Genomic DNA, 18729 nt, shown 5'->3' on the forward strand with positions numbered 1-18729 from the left:
TTTATTTATTATTAGAAATTATAGGTTACGCCACCATTCACATTAAACCCCATACCGGGGAATAAAGTGCTGTCTTTTGCTGTGACGGTTTGGTTGGCAACCGATGTTGTTGCATAGCGCTCATCGGTTAAATTATCCATCGATAAATACACAGATCACTGCTCTGTTAGCTTATAACTGCCTTTCAGCCCCAGTACGGCATAATGTTTACGTTTTTGAATATCAAGGTTGTTTTGGTGGTCAACTGCCATATCCGTAGGTGCCCAATGAATATTAGGCCCAACACTCCAATCCCCAATTTCATATAACACCTCGGCAGCAACAATATTACGTGGAATACCCGCGATATAGTTGCCATTATATTCACCGCCCATGAAACGGAAATCATTATAAGTCCAAGAAACTCGGTAATTGATATCCCCCGGACCTGCGCCAACACGTCCTGTAAGCCCAGCTTCTAAGCCTTGATGGCGAGTTTTCGCGGCATAATTAAACACACCAACGACAGTTCCTGCACTGTCATAAGTGGTAATATACTCATCTTTAATTTGGCTACGGTACAGCGCAAGGCTCCATTTCAACCCATCGGTGACATCGCCTTCTCCCCCAATTTCATAAGTAATGGCTTTTTGTGGTGAGAGTTTCGTCAATTTTCCATTGCTGGAGTTAATAATTTCCCAAAATGTTGCAGGTTCTTCACTCGCACTGATATTAGCAAAGTAACGCTGGCTTTCCGTTGGTCGCCAAATCACTCCCGCTTTTGGTGTCCAAAATGTCCAACTTTGGTCTAACGACAAATGACTCTGTCGTTTTTCTACATCACGGCGCGCATGTGTGCCTTTCACATCTAAATTAACGGTCACTGTTGGCGTAATATGTAAGTCTACCCCAACACTGCCGTAGAGGTTTTCAGCTCGGCCATCATATTTACCTATTTTTGTTTTATCTGCGGGTGTCCCTTTACGATTTTGCATTAATTCAGTCTGCAAGGTCATTTGGTCCCATGCAAGAGCTGTACGATATGTCACGGGCTCAGTTTCAATATTATAGGTAAATTGCAGCCCTTCACTGTGGCTGCGGCTAAACCGGTAGTAAGCGGGAGTAGTAAAATTATCATGAGTACGAATGTGCCAAACTCCTGCACCAATTGCTTGGTTATCCACTTGCCAGTCAGAGCGGTTAGCCACTCGGAATTGCTCAACATTACGGTGAGGATCACGCAACCAAACCATTGGGTACACCTCTGTTGGGTTATTATTTAATACCTCTTCAGAAACTGGCCCCGCAACGTCAAAGCGCAAATCTGTCCAACTCAGCCAAGTTCGGTTTTCAAAGTTATCAGTCACATAACCAAAGTTGCTGCGTAACGTTTTACGTTGGGAAGCAGAGTGTTTGCGATAACCATCAAAATGGTCATAAGTGAAATTAATACGCCCATCAAATAACCCATCATCAGAAACACCACCGAAGGCAGTTTGTAGCCCTTCGCGCCCATGGGAGCCGTACTCATAACGTAGGCGCCCTTGCTCACTTCGGCCAGTGTAAGAGAGCACATCCAATTCACCGCCCAAGCTGTTACTTTGTGGGTTAAGGCTATTTGCGCCGCGGCGTACGCTCACCATCCGCGCATCACGCATTTCTAAGGTACTGATGTGAAAACTGCCGTCTGCATCCGTTGCGGGTAAGCCATCTTGCAGCAGCAATACACCACGAGCAAGCGGTGCACTTTGCACGCCAGAGCCGCGAATATTTAAACGCGGCTGGTCAATCCCCCCAAAGAAATTTTGGATAACCAACCCAGGCTGGTAATCCAAGGCGTCTTGTAAGGTAGCAAGGCGAGTTTCTTTTTCGATAACAACTAAATTGGTTCCACCAGCTACTTTTTCAAGTTTATCTTTTTCTTGCTGTTCACTCGGTGACAAACGGCTTTGGCCTGTTGAAGACGTGACGATCAGTTTGTCTGGTGTGCCTGCTGGTGCAGCGAACCCAATTGGTGTCGCCAAAGTACCTATGCCTAAAGTGAGTGCAATACAATGCGCCAATTGGTGCCGTTTTAAACGATAAGACATATATTCACCCCAATAATAGTAATGGTTATCATTTTCATTTGAGGCATTTAAAATAGAGGATGGGTATAGATATCCCTATGACATTTGTCAAAACCAAAATAAATTAATTTATTATTTATATTAAAATTATAGTTTCCATTAAATTCTATTAAATTATCAATCTTGTCGTAAATACAATTTCCCTTTTAAATAACATACCCAACTTAATGCTTAAATAATTAAAAGCATATCAATATATGTTATATAAAAAGAGAATATATGAATATAAAAACCTTTAAATTTATCGATAAATATTCAAATGGCATTGTCGTTAACTTTGATAATAGAAACAAAAAAACAGTCACCATTAGCTTATTTTTAGATAATGAAAATATAGAAACCATATCAACTAATAATGACCATTATCTTTTCAAGGTAGATAAATCGGGGAACTACCACGTAACCATTTCATTTATAGATAGCAATAAAAACATTCACCACCTAATTGATAGCCCTGCTAGCTATTACTTCACCCAACAGAAAACCAAGCAAAATATTAAAAAAGAATCCAAATCAAAAACAATAAATCATAAAATAGATGGAATTAATAAATATTTTTTAGAAATTAAATCTGAAATAAAAAGTTCGCATTTGATTATGGATATATTACCAAATGAACTAATGAATTCAAAATTAATATTAATCAAATCAAATATTGAATCCTCTGTTAAACAATATGAATACCTAAACCTTTATGGAGAAGATAATTTTGATCGTTTACTTGAACTATCACAAAAGATTGAACAATTAGATTATGTCAGCTATTGCTGTATTTGTCCTGACACGACCGGCTATCTTCCGCCAAAACTCCCTTTAAATAGTCAAGTTCTAGAAGAAGACACCAGTAGCAATGAGATAACCCCTAATTTCACTTATTTACAAAAATATTTAGATGCACCAATGGGTATGAATGTGAGAAACGCATGGGAAAAAAACATTGATGGTTCGCAAGCCGTAGTACGCCATTTAGACTTTGGTGTTTACAAAAACCATGAAGATCTCAAAAATTCAAATCTGATCGTCGTTAGTAGCCGCCCTGAAACCCAAGATTGTAATCATGGTACCGCATCAACAGGCTGTATTATTGCCACTAAAAATGCATTTGGTGTAACTGGCATTGCACACAATTGTCAATTTTATTTCTATGATACTGATGATCTCGATCAACTTACTAATGATGCCCAGCCTGGTGATATTGTAAGCTTAGACATTCAATTTTCTTTTGGCGAAAAATTACTTCCTGCCACAGCTGTGCGTAATTGGTGGGAAAGAATCAAAATTATGGTCGACAAAGGTGCAACGGTTATATTGGCAGCCGGTAATGGTGGGTTAGATTTAAGTGAACCCGGAGTTATGACTGATTTCGGTGATAATGGCAGTATGTTAGTTGGCGCGTGTAATAATCAGACTGGAAGTCGTGCTTATTTTTCTAATTACAATCAAAAAAGTTCATTAATTAATTCATGGGGAGATTGGAGTGTTACAACCACAGGGTATGGCTCACTACAAAAATACCCCGGTAATGAACGCAATTACACAAAAGATTACTCAGGTACATCTAGTGCGACTCCTTTGTGTGCAGGCGCATTAGCATTACTTCAAGGCTATGCTAAACAACATCAAATTATTTTATCTGCTTGGGGAATGCGCGAACTGATAAGAAAATCGACCTATACGGAAGGTGTTAACGATGGGATTGGCTATCGCCCGAATGTCAATGATTTATTAAAAGAAATTGATAAACTGGCCCAAATTACTGAATAATTGAATTATAGTTATGCCGTCATAACCGATGGCATAACATAACCTTTTATTTATCTGGGCTAAAAACGCGACTACACACTTTCTCTAATAACGCTTTATTATGGCTAAAAATAATCATCGCCAGTGGCCGCTCTTCCGATAATCTCACTAACAACTGCCAAATCTCTTTTTGCAAATTGGCGTCTAACTGTGCGGTGATTTCATCAGCAATCAAAATTTTCGTTCGCGGGTCAAGGGCTCGCAATAAGGCGATACGAGCAAGCTCACCACCGGATAACTCACTGGGAAGCCTTTCTAGCCATGCAGGTTTAATCGAAAAATACGCTAACCAGTGAGAGTCTGGCTGCCAAGCATCAAATACACTCGCACCGACCTTACGGTATGGGTTAAAACTTTTCTCTGGATGCTGAGGGACTAATTGAACCGGACAATAACCATGTCGAGGCAATGGTTGGCCGTCAAATAGAATGGTTCCTTGGGATGCTTTTTGCCACTGAGCTAACACTCGGCCTAACGTAGTTTTACCAAAACCACTGGGCGCAGATATTCCAAGGCGTTCACCTCTAGCCAGTGACAAACTAAAGTCATCCCACAGCCGTTGCCCACCTTGATCAATACATAAATTATTTACTTGTAAAATAGGTTCAGTAATACTCATTTACTTGCCATAAATTGATGTTCAGGTAACGCATTCCACAACGATTGTAGCCATTTTCCACCACCGCCTTGTTGCAGTTGTTGGCTGCTTAGCACTTCTTCCAACTCTCCGTTACGTAATAAGGCGATGCGGTCAGCAAAACGCACAGCCATGGATAAATCATGGGTGACCCATAAAACACCTCGGCCAACGTGACACAGTGATTTTATATTTTCGAGCAGTTGCATCGCATGGTCGTCATCCAACCATGATGAAATTTCATCCGCTAAAATATATTGTGCGCGGGAAAGTGTCGCACTGCTGGCGAGTACCCGTTTTGCCATTCCACCGGATAACTGGTTTGGGTAGCTATCCACTAGTGAGCTTTGCAAATTATATTGCTGTAAGTGCCGTGCAACATCGTGCATTTTAATATGCTGCCCACTTAACACTGCGGCACGTTCTAATTGTGGGCCGATACGAATTAGCGGATTAAGCGCGCTAACCCCTTGAGGAATATAGCATAATGCATTACCACGGTGCTGAGCTTTGTTTTGTTCCGTCAGCCTTTTACCATTAAGGTGAATACCGCCACGACAGCGCATATTATGGGGAAGTAACCCCAAAACACTCTGTAATAACAAGCTCTTACCTTCCCCGCTCCCACCTACGAGTGCAACCATCTCACCGGGCTGAATATCTAAGGAAATTCCTTGTAGTAACGGAGCCCAACGTTTACGCCCTAACCAACGAAACTGCGCGACATCTACGGTGAGATTATCAAGACTCAACATACGCCCCCCTTCAACCATAGCTGCTGCAAGGCCTTAGCAAATTGGTCAAATAATAACACTAATCCGACTAATGCAACGCCTGGGAAAACCACCAGCCACCAAGCACCTGTGCTGAGGTAGCGCAATGCATCAGATAATAAAATACCCAGTGAGGGTTCATGGGGCGACAAACCAAAACCTAAGAAACTTAATGCCGCACTGTGTAAAACCGCATGGGGAAACATTAACAACGTTCCTACCATCCATTGCGGCAAAATCATGGGTAAATAATGATAACGCCAACGATAAAACGCACTGTTACCAATACGTTGAGATAACATAATGTAATCTGACTGACTAACTCGTTGTAACTCCGAACGTAAAATTAAGGCTAATTTTGGCCAATGTGTCAGTGCAACGGCCCAAATCACCCCCATTTTTCCACCACCCAGCGTAAAACAAATCAATACCAGTAATAAAAGATGCGGCAATGCCAACATAGCATCAATAATGCCACGCACCACGTAGTCCATAACTTTGCTTATTGAAGATAACCCCGCCATGACAAGAGCAATGAAACCACTGGTAATGGCAGCCATAAGGCCAATTTGCAAACTTGTTGCCACACCTTGAAAGGTTCTGGCAAATAAATCACGCCCTAAATTATCTGTACCAAATAGATGCGCCCACGAAGGTGGCAAGCGCCTATCGAGTAAATTCATTTCAATATCATTAAGGGGGAGGCCAAACGCATAAATACTAACGATGACCAATAAAAGTAATGAGAAAACTAACTTAAATAAGGCGCGATTAGGGTTATAGGTCATGATCCTCTCATCACTCCCTTATTCACTTTTTTTAGCAGGCTGTCTGCTACCGTATTGCTTAAAAATATTAGCGCAGCGCATAACATGACGATCCCCATCAACAAGGGAATATCTCCACGTAGCCCCGCATCTATCGTTGCCTGACCTAAGCCTGGATAGGCAAATACTTTTTCAGCTAGCAATGCCCCACTCAATAATTCACCTACAGAAGCAAACTGCAAACAAATTGCGGGGGTGATGGCATGTTTCAACACGTGGAAACCCATCATTGACCAGCCATTATCCCCTTGAGCCCGTGCGTAATGAATAAATTCACTGCTCATCACCTCAACAACTTTGGCTCGTGTATGCAATGCGATATTACCCACGCCTAGCATACCCAACGCAATTACAGGCAAAATTAGGTGATGAAGTTTCTGTGAAAAAGTTGCCGTTTGCTCATCCAAGCCTATCGGCCAAGCGCAGCATATTGGAGCCCATTGTAATGTCACCGCGAACAAAGACAGCAACAGCAAACCGACCCAAAAAACAGGAATTGAAGCAAGTAAATAGCATAATGTTGAGATAAGTTTGTCTGGCCAGCGGTTTAAATAACGCCCAGCGACTAACCCTAGCGCAAAACCCACAATACCAGAAAACAACCAAGCACAAATAAGCAATGCTAAAGAAGGCACAAGGCGGTCTGCAATCACTTGAATTACAGGGGTATTATAGAGCATGGAATAGCCCAAATCCCCCTGTAATACTTGTGAAAACCAACGCCAGAACTGTACCCATAAAGGCTGATCAAGCCCCCATCGCGCAGCAATTAGCGCATATTGCTCAGGAGGCACGTGCAGTAAGTCATTGCCAATATAGGCTTTTATTGGGTCGATAGGCGAGTAACTCAGCAGGATAAAAATCCCCGCTGCCGTTACGGTTAATAAACCAAAAAATCGCAATAAAAGCCCAAGTGCGGTTCGCATTACTGACAGGTCCACGCCCATTCATCGACATTATTTAACACCGACCAAGATCCGTGAATTTCAGGAGCACTGGTACCTAAATCAACACAATTATTCAGTAAATAAATATGTTGTAGGTTCATCAACCAAGCCCACGGAGCATCACCTTTAATACCAACTCCCGTGCTACCGTTCCAATCTACTTGTTGCCATAACGGAATCGCTGCGTCTTGGTCAGCTTGCGCTAACGCTTTTTCGATTAACTCATCAACGACTGCATTTTTATAATAACCAGGGTTATAAAAGCCAACACCTGCTGCTTTGCTGCTGTAATTATGGACAATTTCCATCGGGTCTAAGCTTCCCCAACCAAAAAGTGTTGGGTTAGCATGCATGTGTAGCTCAACGGTTTCCCAGCTCCCCGATTTTAAATCCATCTCGATACCAATCGGTTTTAAGCTTGAACGGATTGCCTGCGCAAGGTCACGACGTGTGGTATCACCACTGGCATACCATAATGTCAGTTTTGCCACTTTGCCATTTTTCTCACGTAAGCCCTCTTTATTCAGCTTCCATCCCGCATCTTCTAAAATGGATTTCGCTTTTTCAAGATCACCATCTTTAAAAGCGGAGTCTGGGCTATTCCATGGCAGCCCTGCAACGCCGGTATAAGCCGGTACGGCAAAGCCTTCCAACACGGATTCCGCTAATAGTTTACGGTCAAGAGCATAGTTAATGGCTTTACGGACAGCAACATCTGAAGTGATGTCGTTACCGATAGGGTTACCTTGAGCATCTTTCTCACCGGCAGGTGGAATTGGGAAAGAAATGCCGCGGTTTTCCACGCTATAGCGCTCAACCAATTTCATGTTTTTCACATCATTAGCATTCGCCGCTACCGCAGCAGGGATACGAACAATTTCCAGTTGATTGCTTTGTGCCGCCGCAAAGGCCGCATCTTCATCAAGGAAAACAAAGACCATTTTACCAAAGTCATTTTTTGGCCCTGCATAATACGGATTTTGCTCGACAATCAGTTGCTGCCCCGGCTGGAATGCAACTAAACGATAAGGGCCTGCGCCAATTGGGTTATGTGCATAGGTTTTCGCATCATATTTATCAGCACAAACAATCCCTAACGAACCAAGTACATTAATAAAGGTACTTTGTGGGGAAGATAACGTGATTTTTACGGTGAGTGGGTCAATTTCCTCTGCTTTGGCAAAATTCCCCATGTCCACCTTACCGCCACTTGCCGCAGCATTGTTATAGGTAAATACAACATCTTTTGCCGTTAACGGTGAGCCATCGGAAAATTTTAAGCCTTTTTTCAGCTTGAGTGTCCACTGTTTACCATCTGCATTATGTTGATAACTTTCAAGCATATAGCTATGCCATGAAAGGTCAGCCTTTTGTTTCAGTAATGGGCTATGCAACAGTAGGTAGCTGCCGTGGCTCCACCCGAGCATGGGGTCAAAACCCTCTGTTGGCTCTGAGCCAATCGCTAAACGTAAAGTTTGTGATTGAGCCGGTTCTGCCGCCTGTGCTTGCAGTGTGAGCCCCATAAAGCACATTGCGGCAACGATATTTTTAATCATACATCCCTCTATAGACAGATTTTATTTTTTATTTCATATAATTAATGACGTTATTTTCATTAATGTCGCTATTGGTGAGATATTCACTATGTGTAGAGTAACCAATATGAGTTATATTAAATTTAACGCCCTGATTGCTAGGCGCTACATCAATAGAACAGCGAATTTATTCGAGAAACCGTCAAAATTAAGCCGTTATTTGACTTACCTTAACAACTACTCATCAATTTCTTTGTCAAATTCAATTGGGTTAGAGTGCAAGGACAAATTGGTAATAAAATTCGGGTCGTTCGACTGCCTTGATTGCAACCGAAATTGAGAAGGCGTCATATTGTATTTTCGCTTAAAGACATCGCAAAAATAGGCATTACTGCCAAAACCGCAACGATGACTAATTTGAAAAACAGAATAATTCGAAAATGTTAAATAATTCAACGCCATTCCCATTCGAACATCTAGCAGTAATTGACGAAATGACACCCCTTCACGGTTCAAATGGCGACGCAAAGTTGAAGGTGTCGTAAATAACGCTTTCGCGACATCGTCTAAATGCCATTTTTTTTGCGGTTCTTGGGTTATCAAATGGGTAATTGCTTGGTTTTTCGGTTCATCATAATTAAAACGAAACAGGTTAAGAATATCGATACCTTCTTGATATACAGCCATTAAAATAAAATATAGGCTCTGTTTCATTAACAATGCCTCTTGGGATTCACTCTGTTTTTTTAATGGTAAGCATTGTTTTAATAAACTAAAGTTATCTCTCACCGTTTCAGGGGGAGAAACATGGTAAATGGGTTGGTGGCTAGTCAGTGGCTCACCCGACTTCATCAATGTTTTTAGTAATAAAAATACCGATTGTAATTCTTCTTCTGACATCGACAAGGTGTGTAATTCAAGCGGCTGATTCACGGTGTTACACACAATATTGCAAGAAACTTGGCTATATTTAGGAATAATTAAGGTGACATCGGTTTCAATTTCAATGGATTGACCGTTGATCACGACATTTCCTTTCGCGCCAGTTAACATGGCTATCATCGCGTTTTCAATATAAAACGCTTTTAACACCATTTGGCTTTCCGAAAGAAAGAATTTATATTCCATAATCTCTATAAACTGCAGTTAATGTCAGAATGACTTCCCAAGAAAAGGGATTGTTGAATAGATATAAAGCCACGTAGCAAAAGCATATCAACCCCATATCAGTGCGGATGAGAATATAGTCCCGTTACGCTGAAATCGCAATATAGATATACGCTCATTTTTTACTGTTATTTTGATGGTTGTTATATTTTCTAAATAAAATGCTGTTTAATTGAAAGGCAATTTTCGATATAAGGTGTAGAATCGCGCGGCAGACACATGCAGCCAACAACACTGCATAATAATAATGATTTTGGTATTCACTCACACCCTACCCTACTTGCATTAGCTTTTACATCATAAATACCCAATTTTTGCTGGGGTATAGCTAAACATGTTCGCGTATTTTTAGTTGACTGAGTTGCAGGAGAAAGTATGTCTGATTTTTCAGGATCAGGCTGGTTAGCTGAAATTTTTTTACGATATGAACTAAAACGTGGCGTCACCCGCTTAACGGACAAACAACATATCGGCCCTTTAATGGTTCAGCGGCCATTCTACCCCGAGCAAGGAATTGCACACACGTATTTACTTCATCCACCCGGTGGCGTTGTCGGGGGGGATAAACTCCTTATCAATATTGATGTTCAACCACATGCCCATGCGTTATTGACCACGCCTGGTGCAACAAAATTTTATCGTAGTGCGGGCGGCGTTGCACGACAACTACAAAGCTTAACCGTCGCGCCCAATGGGTTCTTAGAATGGTTACCTCAAGAAAATATTTTTTTCCCTGAGGCTCAAGTTCGCTTAGAAACTCATGTTCGAATCGCAAGTTCATCAAAATTTATCGGCTGGGAAATCCAATGTTTAGGCCGACCCGTATTAAACGAGCAATTCGACAACGGTGATATTCGGGGCCGCTTGCAGTTTTATATTGATGACAAACTCACCTTGGCAGAATCCATATTTATCGAGGGTTCACAAAAACAGTCAGCCGTCATGCGTGAATTTCCTATGGTAGGTTCCCTGTATATCTACCCCGCCAGCGATGAATTAAAAGCTGAACTTCACGAGAGTTTGGCCGTGTTTTTCTCTACGGAAGTGAGGCCGCTTGAGTATGGACTGACTGATGTAGACGGTATTTTAGTATTGCGGTTATTAGGTTCTCAAACCGAGCCCATGATGGCTTGCTTCGCCCATATTTGGCAGGCAACAAGACAATACTGGTTAGGTTATTACCCTGATCCGCCGCGTATTTGGGCAACTTAAACGTTTTTTAGGAGCAAAAAATGGAATTAACCCCCAGAGAAAAAGATAAATTATTGCTTTTTACGGCAGGCCTCGTTGCTGAAAGGCGTTTAGCCCGTGGATTAAAGCTCAATTACCCTGAGGCGGTCGCATTGATCAGTTGTGCGATTATGGAAGGCGCCCGTGATGGCAAGACGGTTGCCCAATTAATGAGCGAAGGCCGAACCGTGTTAACCGCAGAGCAGGTAATGGAAGGCGTGCCAGAAATGATCAAAGACATTCAAGTGGAATGTACATTTCCTGATGGCACAAAACTGGTTTCTATTCACGACCCGATTGTATAGGTAACAACATGATCCCCGGTGAAATTAAAGTCAACCACGCTTTAGGCGATATCGAACTCAATGCAGGTCGAGAAACCCAAACAATACAAGTTGCCAACCATGGTGACCGCCCGATTCAAATTGGCTCTCACTATCATTTTTATGAAGTCAACGACGCCCTAAAATTTGAGCGCGTAGGCACACTGGGTTTTCGTTTGAATATCCCAGCGGGTATGGCGGTGCGTTTTGAACCTGGACAAAGTCGTACTGTTGAGCTCGTCGCTTTTAGTGGCAAACGAGAAATTTATGGTTTCCATGGCAAAGTCATGGGCAAGTTAGAGAGTGAGAATTAATAATGAAAACAATCTCTCGTCAAGCGTATGCGGATATGTTTGGTCCCACAACCGGTGACCGCTTGCGCTTAGCTGATACAGAATTATTTCTAGAGATCGAAAAAGATTTCACCACCTATGGTGAAGAGGTCAAATTTGGTGGCGGTAAAGTTATTCGTGACGGCATGGGTCAAAGCCAAGTCACCAGTGACCAGTGTGTCGATGTGTTAATCACTAATGCCATTATTTTAGACCACTGGGGCATTGTTAAAGCGGATATCGGAATTAAAAACGGCCGTATTGCGGGGATTGGTAAAGCAGGCAACCCCGATGTTCAACCCAATGTTGATATCGTTATCGGCCCCGGCACAGAAGTGGTTGCTGGTGAAGGTAAAATTATCACCGCGGGTGGCGTTGATACTCACATTCATTTTATTTGCCCACAACAGGCAGAAGAAGGTCTGGTTTCCGGTGTTACCACCTTTATAGGCGGTGGAACTGGCCCTGTGGCGGGTACTAATGCCACGACCGTCACCCCCGGTATTTGGAATATGTACCGCATGTTAGAAGCCGTTGATGAACTGCCGATCAACGTCGGGCTATTTGGTAAAGGCTGTGTCAGTCAACCCGAAGCGATTCGCGAACAGATCGAAGCGGGCGCAATAGGCTTAAAAATTCACGAAGACTGGGGCGCTACCCCAATGGCTATTCACAACTGCTTGAATGTGGCCGATGAAATGGATGTGCAAGTGGCTATCCATTCAGATACGCTGAATGAAGGCGGTTTTTATGAAGAAACCGTGAAAGCTATTGCAGGGCGAGTGATCCACGTATTCCATACCGAAGGTGCTGGCGGTGGCCATGCCCCTGACGTCATCAAATCCGTTGGGGAACCGAATATTCTGCCAGCGTCGACCAATCCAACGATGCCATACACCATCAATACCGTTGATGAGCACTTGGATATGCTAATGGTTTGCCACCACTTAGACCCATCGATTCCAGAAGATGTGGCTTTTGCTGAGTCTCGAATTCGCCGTGAAACCATTGCTGCGGAGGATATTTTACACGATATGGGTGCAATTTCTGTGATGTCTTCAGACTCACAAGCCATGGGACGCGTTGGCGAAGTGATTACTCGTACTTGGCAATGCGCTCATAAAATGAAATTACAGCGTGGGACGTTAGAAGGCGACACTCTCGATAGCGACAATAACCGTATCAAACGCTATGTGGCGAAATATACCATTAACCCCGCTATCGCCCACGGTATCGCCCATGAAGTCGGTTCGGTAGAAATCGGCAAATTAGCTGATATCGTGTTATGGGACCCTGCATTTTTTGGTATCAAACCTGCCCTTATCATGAAAGGGGGAATGGTCGCCTATGCGCCAATGGGCGATATTAACGCGGCAATCCCGACGCCACAGCCAGTACATTACCGCCCGATGTTTGGGGCGTTAGGTAAAGCAAAATACCATACCTCGATGATTTTTATGTCAAAAGCCGGTATTGAAGCAGGTGTTCCTGAAAAATTAGGCCTACAGAGCAAAATTGGCCGGGTTGAAGGCTGTCGAAACATTAGCAAAACCTCAATGGTTCACAACAGTTATGTGCCGCACATCGAACTTGACCCACAAACTTATATTGTCAAAGCCGATGGCATCCCACTAGTGTGTGAACCAGCGACTGAGTTACCAATGGCACAACGTTACTTTTTATTCTGACCCCTAATTAAAAGAGCCTGAGAATGAAAAAATTTATTAAAGTGGTTGCTCCACAACCGCATTCACCAACCGCGTTAACCCTGTGCTTAACCATGGATGAGCGCACCAAAAGCCGTTTAAAAGTCACTTTAAGCGATGGGCAAGAAGCGGGGCTATTTTTGCCGCGCGGAACCATCCTGAAGGAAGGCGATGTTTTATCCACTGAAGACGGCGAGTTAGTCACCATCGAAGCCGCGAAAGAGCAAGTTTCTACGGTTTACAGTGATGACGCTCTGTTGCTTGCTCGTGTTTGCTATCACTTAGGTAACCGCCATGTTCCATTGCAAATTGAAGCGGGCTGGTGCCGTTATTTTCATGACCATGTGCTAGATGATATGGCCCGTGGATTAGGCGCTACCGTCAGTGTTGGTTTAGAAAAATACCAACCAGAACCAGGGGCCTATGGCGGCTCATCAGGTGGTCATCACCACCATCACGGCCACGATGATCACCACCACTAATCGGGTTCAGGGAGTTTGCCTATGTTAGCAGATCTACGCTTATACCAGTTAGTTAGCCCTTCTTTACCTGTTGGGTCATTTACCTATTCACAAGGCCTAGAATGGGCGATTGAAAAAGGCTGGGTAACGACACCTGATACCCTTGCTGGCTGGCTAACCGCACAAATGACCCATGCCATTGCGACATTGGAACTCCCTGTTTTACGGCAAATTCATACTTCCCTTTCCCTTGGTGATATTGAAGCGGTGAAATATTGGTGTGAATTTATGATTGCCAGCCGTGAAACCAAAGAATTGCGTCAAGAAGAACGGCAACGAGGAATTGCTTTTGCCCGACTACTTCCTCAGCTAGGTATTGAACTGGATGCTAACCTGCAAACCTGCGTGAAACAAACCCAGCTAATGGCTTTCGCTCTCGCCGCAGTAAATTGGCAGATTGACGTTGAAAAATTGTGCACCGCGTATGCATGGGGTTGGCTAGAAAACACGGTGATGTCCGGTGTTAAGCTTATCCCTTTAGGGCAAAGCGCAGGGCAAAATATTTTATTTACCCTTGCTGAGCGCATACCCGAAGTGGTTACGCAATCGGCAATCTGGCCAATAGACGATATTGGCAGTTTTACACCTGCACAAATTATTGCCAGTAGTCGGCATGAAACCCAATACACACGACTTTTTCGTTCATGAGAAAAATGCTATGCAAGAATATAATCAACCCTTAAGAATTGGTGTCGGTGGGCCAGTCGGCTCAGGAAAAACCGCATTATTAGAAGTGTTATGTAAAGCCATGCGCGACACTTACCAAATTGCCGTTGTCACTAATGATATTTACACCCAAGAAGATGCCAAAATTTTAACCCGTGCCGAAGCATTAGATGCAGATCGCATTATTGGTGTTGAAACTGGTGGCTGCCCTCATACCGCTATTCGTGAAGATGCATCAATGAATTTAGCGGCAGTTGAAGAGTTAGCCATGCGCCATAAAAACCTTGATATCGTGTTTGTGGAAAGCGGCGGCGATAACCTCAGCGCGACGTTTAGTCCAGAGCTGGCAGACTTAACTATTTATGTTATCGATGTTGCTGAAGGCGAAAAAATCCCACGTAAAGGCGGCCCGGGGATCACTCATTCCGATTTATTGGTGATTAACAAAATTGACCTTGCACCCTATGTCGGCGCCTCATTAGAAGTGATGGAAGCCGATACCGCAAGAATGCGCCCAGTAAAGCCCTATGTGTTTACTAACTTAAAGAAAAAAGTCGGCTTAGAAACCATTATCGAGTTTATTATCGATAAAGGTATGTTAAGACGTTAATAGATTTGAACGCCCTATAGGTTTTATCTATAGGGCATTTTCAATTAACAAATACGGGGTAAAGGCTCACTGTGGGGTAAATCTAATAACCTTGATGTACCGAAGATCCCAACCAATTTGACTTGTTTTTGCTCAGTCACACAACCAATCGTGGCTGCATCTTTCCCTAATGGGTGTTGGTGTAGTGCAGCAATCACCGCACTTTCCGCTTCAGGTTTCACCACAATCACTAATTTGCCTTCATTCGCAAAGTTTAACGGCTCTAAGCCCAATAGCTCACACACCCCCCTAACCACAGAAGAGACAGGTAAATCGCCTTCATTAACAGCAATTCCACAGCCGCTAGCTTGGGCAAATTCATGTAGGATTGCCGTTACACCACCACGAGTTGCGTCTCGTAATGCCCGAACGCCGTCAATTTCACGTAGCGGTGCTATCAATGGCGTTAATACTGCACAATCACTGCAAAGCTCCGCTTCTAACCCAAGTTGTTCGCGTAGGTTTAAGATAGTGGCACCATGGTCACCCAACGTACCACTAACAATCACTTTATCCCCCGCTTGAATATGCTGAGCTCCCCACTGGATATTGCTCGGGATCACACCAATACCGGCCGTATTGATAAAAATTTTGTCTGCCGCCCCGCGCTGCACGACTTTGGTATCGCCGGTCACAATATCCACACCCGCAGCCGCTGCCGTTGCCGCCATGGATTCCACAATTGAGGTAAGTTCAGAAAGTGGAAAGCCTTCTTCCAAAATAAAACCGCAAGAAAGGTATTTGGGAATAGCACCACTGACTGCGACGTCATTCACTGTGCCGCAAACGGCTAATTTACCAATATTACCTCCGGGGAAAAAAATCGGGTCGATGACATAGCTATCGGTACTGAATGCCAAACGATCGCCTAATACGGTCATTTCCGACAATGCTAGCCGAGCTTGGTCTTCCCGCTCATTCAATGCTTGGTTTGCAAACGCCTGCAAAAATAACTGTTCAATTAATTGCTGCATCGCCTGCCCACCACTTCCGTGAGCCATCGTCACTACATTGTTAGCATTACGACTCATTTATGCCTCCCGACGATATTGATAATAAGCTGCACAGGCACCTTCAGAAGAAACCATTAATGCACCAAAAGCAGTTTGTGGCGTACAACGACGCCCAAATAACGTACATTCGCTGGGCTTACAGCGCCCTGTTAAAACCTCACCACAGCGCGCTTGCGGGTCATCCGCCACTTTATGGGGCTGTACCTGAAAACGCCTCTCGGCATCAAAAAATTGATAAGCTTGGGTTAATTGAACCCCTGAACCTGCAATTTCCCCCAATCCGCGCCACTCACTGGTTTGTTTGAGTTCAAAAACTTCCTCTAGCGCCTTAAGTGCTAACAGGTTGCCTTCATTAGCCACAATGCGTTTATATTGGTTTTCTACCTCACAACGGCCATCGGCGATTTGGTCAATTAACATGGCTAATGACTGCAAAATATCTAGGGGTTCAAACCCTGTGACAACCAAAGGCTTATGGAAGTCTTCGGTAATAAACTGGTAGGGATGCGCGCCAATCACCATGCTCACGTGCCCTGGCGCTAAAAAACCGTCAATACGCACATCCGGTTGTTCAAGTAAGCTACGCAAGGTGGGAATAATCGTAATATGCTGGCAGAACACACTAAAATTGGCTAGTTGGCGGCGTTTTGCTTGCTGCAAGGTGATTGCGGTGCTCGGCATGGTGGTTTCAAAGCCTAAGCCAAAGAAAACCACTTGGCGATGGGGATGCTGCTCTGCTAATGCCAAAGCATCTAGCGGTGAATAAACGATGCGGACATCCGCCCCATTACGCTTGGCGTCAAGTAAAGAGCCCTTTTCGCACGGCACTCGCATTGCATCACCATAAGTACAAAAGATAACCTCTGGGTGCTGTGCAATTTCAATACAGCCATCAATTCGTCCCATTGGTAAAACGCACACAGGGCAACCTGGTCCATGAACAAATTCAATTTCAGCGGGTAATAACTGGTCAATACCAAACTTAAAAATCGCGTGGGTATGGCCTCCACAGACTTCCATGAGTTGTAATGGACGTCGTTTCGCTTGAGGTATTTCATTCACCCGTTGATGAATATGCGCCAATAGCGCTTTTGCAAGAACAGGGTCGCGAAATTCATCGACGTACTGCATCTGTTGCTCCTGCATTTAAACTGCTAAAATCACCAACTTCATGGTCTAATTGACTCATCGCGGTTAAGGCATCCAAGGTAGATTGTGCTTCTTCTTCATTGATGATACTCATGGCAAACCCGACGTGCACCAATACCCATTGGCCTAATAAATCAGTGGTTTCGCCTTCACAAATTAGGCCAATATTAACATCGCGTTTTACACCACAAACATCCACTTGAGCGAGTTGGTGAATATCTTCACCAACTGCAACTATCTTGCCCGGAATACCTAAGCACATAGCTGTGTCTCCAACCATGCCAGCCATGCATCCATCCCTTCGCCACGTGTCGCAGACACTTGAATAACTTGGATATTGGGGTTCACCTGTTTGGCATTGGCAATACACGCATCGACATCAAAATTCAGGTATGGCAATAAGTCAATTTTATTCAATAACATAATATCTGCTGCCGCAAACATATGTGGATATTTGAGAGGTTTATCTTCCCCTTCCGTGACCGACAGCACCGCCACTTTATGGCGCTCCCCTAAGTCAAAACTGGCAGGGCACACGAGGTTCCCAACATTTTCGATAAATAACAGGCTGTTATCTGCTAAATCTAAACGTGCCGTTGCATCGTGTACCATTTGTGCATCTAAGTGACAGCCTTTTCCTGTATTCACTTGAATCGCAGGCACACCCGTTTCGCGGATCCGTTGTGCATCATTAGTGGTTTGTTGGTCACCTTCAATCACTGCACAATTGATTTTGTCACGTAGTCTTAATAAGGTTTCTGTGAGTAAGGTCGTTTTACCAGAACCTGGGCTAGAAACGAGGTTCAATACCAAAATATTTTTCTGGTTAAAATCCTCGCGGTTATGTTCTGCCAGATGGTTATTTTTATCTAATACATCCATCTCAATTTGTAGCATGCGCTTTTGGCTGATCCCCGGTGCATGGGTACCCGCTTCACCGTGACCATAATCAAGGTCATGGTGTTCCCCAGCTGGTTTAAAACTCGCCTCTGCCGTTTGATAAATATGTTTATGCTTATGTTTGTGTTTATGCTTTTTAGATTTATTTTCAGCAGGTGCGGGTTCATATTGGTGATAATGGTTATGCACATCACCTTGATGATAGTAATGGTGATGAATAATCACTGTTTGCCCGTGAGATTCATGATCATGGTGGTGGTCATGATGGTCGTGATCGTGGTGGTGGTCGTGACCATGATGCTGGTCATGGTCGTGATGATGATCGTGACCATGATGATGGTCATCCCCCTCAATTTTTCGCTCTCCCGATGCACATCCACAAGTACTACACATAAGTTTCACTCCCAACCGCTAAATTGTTAAATTAGATTAATACATAATCT

At 43.6% G+C, this 18729-nt stretch carries 20 protein-coding genes; 8 read left to right on the forward strand and 12 right to left on the reverse strand.

Going from position 1 to position 18729, the window contains the following annotated elements:
• Window positions 1-11 precede the first annotated feature (11 nt).
• Both PR725_RS00650 and PR725_RS00655 read right to left on the reverse strand, forming a co-directional pair.
• A complete protein-coding gene (locus PR725_RS00650) occupies window positions 12-140 on the reverse strand; it encodes a hypothetical protein (protein ID WP_272567103.1) in 129 nt (42 codons plus the stop codon).
• Window positions 141-155: 15 nt separating this feature from the next.
• On the reverse strand, window positions 156-2069 hold the full coding sequence (locus tag PR725_RS00655; protein WP_272567104.1) for a TonB-dependent receptor domain-containing protein: 1914 nt from the start codon (window positions 2067-2069) through the stop codon (window positions 156-158).
• A gap of 258 nt (window positions 2070-2327) precedes the next feature.
• Here PR725_RS00655 and PR725_RS00660 point away from each other — a divergent pair, with 258 nt between their 5' ends.
• On the forward strand, window positions 2328-3872 hold the full coding sequence (locus tag PR725_RS00660) for a S8 family serine peptidase (RefSeq protein WP_272567107.1): 1545 nt from the start codon (window positions 2328-2330) through the stop codon (window positions 3870-3872).
• Window positions 3873-3918: 46 nt separating this feature from the next.
• Here the strand turns inward: PR725_RS00660 and PR725_RS00665 are convergent, their stop codons facing one another.
• The 6 genes from PR725_RS00665 to PR725_RS00690 form a co-directional block, all read right to left on the reverse strand.
• The gene (locus tag PR725_RS00665) at window positions 3919-4512 is read right to left on the reverse strand and encodes an ATP-binding cassette domain-containing protein (RefSeq protein WP_272520417.1); all 594 of its coding nucleotides are present in this window, start codon (window positions 4510-4512) and stop codon (window positions 3919-3921) included.
• 14 nt (window positions 4513-4526) lie between these two features.
• Window positions 4527-5303, reverse strand: a complete 777-nt coding sequence (locus PR725_RS00670) for an ATP-binding cassette domain-containing protein (RefSeq protein ID WP_004908500.1) — start codon at window positions 5301-5303, stop codon at window positions 4527-4529.
• Entirely contained in the window at window positions 5297-6109 is an 813-nt protein-coding gene (locus PR725_RS00675) for an ABC transporter permease (RefSeq protein ID WP_210850331.1), read from the reverse strand. Before PR725_RS00675 ends, PR725_RS00670 begins: the two co-directional genes overlap by 7 nt.
• A complete protein-coding gene (locus tag PR725_RS00680; protein WP_123382280.1) occupies window positions 6106-7074 on the reverse strand; it encodes an ABC transporter permease in 969 nt (322 codons plus the stop codon). The genes PR725_RS00675 and PR725_RS00680 overlap by 4 nt, the downstream gene beginning before the upstream one ends.
• Window positions 7074-8627, reverse strand: a complete 1554-nt coding sequence (locus PR725_RS00685) for an ABC transporter substrate-binding protein (protein ID WP_272537950.1) — start codon at window positions 8625-8627, stop codon at window positions 7074-7076. The genes PR725_RS00680 and PR725_RS00685 overlap by 1 nt, the downstream gene beginning before the upstream one ends.
• A 240-nt stretch (window positions 8628-8867) precedes the next feature.
• Entirely contained in the window at window positions 8868-9758 is an 891-nt protein-coding gene (locus PR725_RS00690) for an AraC family transcriptional regulator (RefSeq protein WP_196723876.1), read from the reverse strand.
• A gap of 414 nt (window positions 9759-10172) precedes the next feature.
• On the opposite strand from PR725_RS00690, the gene PR725_RS00695 reads away from it, so the two are divergent.
• The 7 genes from PR725_RS00695 to ureG are packed head-to-tail and all read left to right on the forward strand — an operon-like array spanning window position 10173 to window position 15185.
• Window positions 10173-11009, forward strand: coding sequence for an urease accessory protein UreD (locus PR725_RS00695; RefSeq protein WP_117162538.1), 837 nt, complete (start codon window positions 10173-10175; stop codon window positions 11007-11009).
• 20 nt (window positions 11010-11029) lie between these two features.
• A complete protein-coding gene (locus PR725_RS00700) occupies window positions 11030-11332 on the forward strand; it encodes an urease subunit gamma (protein WP_004908484.1) in 303 nt (100 codons plus the stop codon).
• Window positions 11333-11340: 8 nt separating this feature from the next.
• Window positions 11341-11664 (forward strand): urease subunit beta, encoded by a 324-nt coding sequence (locus PR725_RS00705; RefSeq protein ID WP_004908481.1) that lies wholly within the window; start codon window positions 11341-11343, stop codon window positions 11662-11664.
• Between the two features lie 2 nt (window positions 11665-11666).
• Window positions 11667-13370: an urease subunit alpha gene (gene ureC / locus PR725_RS00710; RefSeq protein ID WP_117162539.1), complete on the forward strand. Its 1704-nt coding sequence runs from the start codon at window positions 11667-11669 to the stop codon at window positions 13368-13370.
• Window positions 13371-13393: 23 nt separating this feature from the next.
• The gene (gene ureE, locus PR725_RS00715; protein WP_109911748.1) at window positions 13394-13870 is read left to right on the forward strand and encodes an urease accessory protein UreE; all 477 of its coding nucleotides are present in this window, start codon (window positions 13394-13396) and stop codon (window positions 13868-13870) included.
• A 21-nt stretch (window positions 13871-13891) separates the two neighbouring features.
• Window positions 13892-14557, forward strand: a complete 666-nt coding sequence (locus PR725_RS00720; RefSeq protein WP_109911747.1) for an urease accessory protein UreF — start codon at window positions 13892-13894, stop codon at window positions 14555-14557.
• A gap of 10 nt (window positions 14558-14567) precedes the next feature.
• The gene (gene ureG / locus PR725_RS00725; protein ID WP_004908472.1) at window positions 14568-15185 is read left to right on the forward strand and encodes an urease accessory protein UreG; all 618 of its coding nucleotides are present in this window, start codon (window positions 14568-14570) and stop codon (window positions 15183-15185) included.
• A gap of 44 nt (window positions 15186-15229) precedes the next feature.
• Here ureG and hypE read toward each other — a convergent pair whose 3' ends face one another.
• From hypE to hypB, 4 genes are read right to left on the reverse strand one after another with little or no spacing between them, the layout of a single operon-like run.
• A complete protein-coding gene (hypE, locus tag PR725_RS00730) occupies window positions 15230-16255 on the reverse strand; it encodes a hydrogenase expression/formation protein HypE (protein ID WP_117162540.1) in 1026 nt (341 codons plus the stop codon).
• The gene (hypD, locus tag PR725_RS00735) at window positions 16256-17368 is read right to left on the reverse strand and encodes a hydrogenase formation protein HypD (protein ID WP_272567119.1); all 1113 of its coding nucleotides are present in this window, start codon (window positions 17366-17368) and stop codon (window positions 16256-16258) included.
• On the reverse strand, window positions 17352-17648 hold the full coding sequence (hybG, locus tag PR725_RS00740; protein WP_117162542.1) for a hydrogenase maturation factor HybG: 297 nt from the start codon (window positions 17646-17648) through the stop codon (window positions 17352-17354). Before hybG ends, hypD begins: the two co-directional genes overlap by 17 nt.
• The gene (gene hypB / locus PR725_RS00745; RefSeq protein ID WP_117162543.1) at window positions 17639-18679 is read right to left on the reverse strand and encodes a hydrogenase nickel incorporation protein HypB; all 1041 of its coding nucleotides are present in this window, start codon (window positions 18677-18679) and stop codon (window positions 17639-17641) included. Before hypB ends, hybG begins: the two co-directional genes overlap by 10 nt.
• Window positions 18680-18729 lie beyond the last annotated feature (50 nt).

The organism is Providencia sp. PROV255, assembly GCF_028478065.1.
Classification (GTDB): domain Bacteria; phylum Pseudomonadota; class Gammaproteobacteria; order Enterobacterales; family Enterobacteriaceae; genus Providencia; species Providencia rettgeri.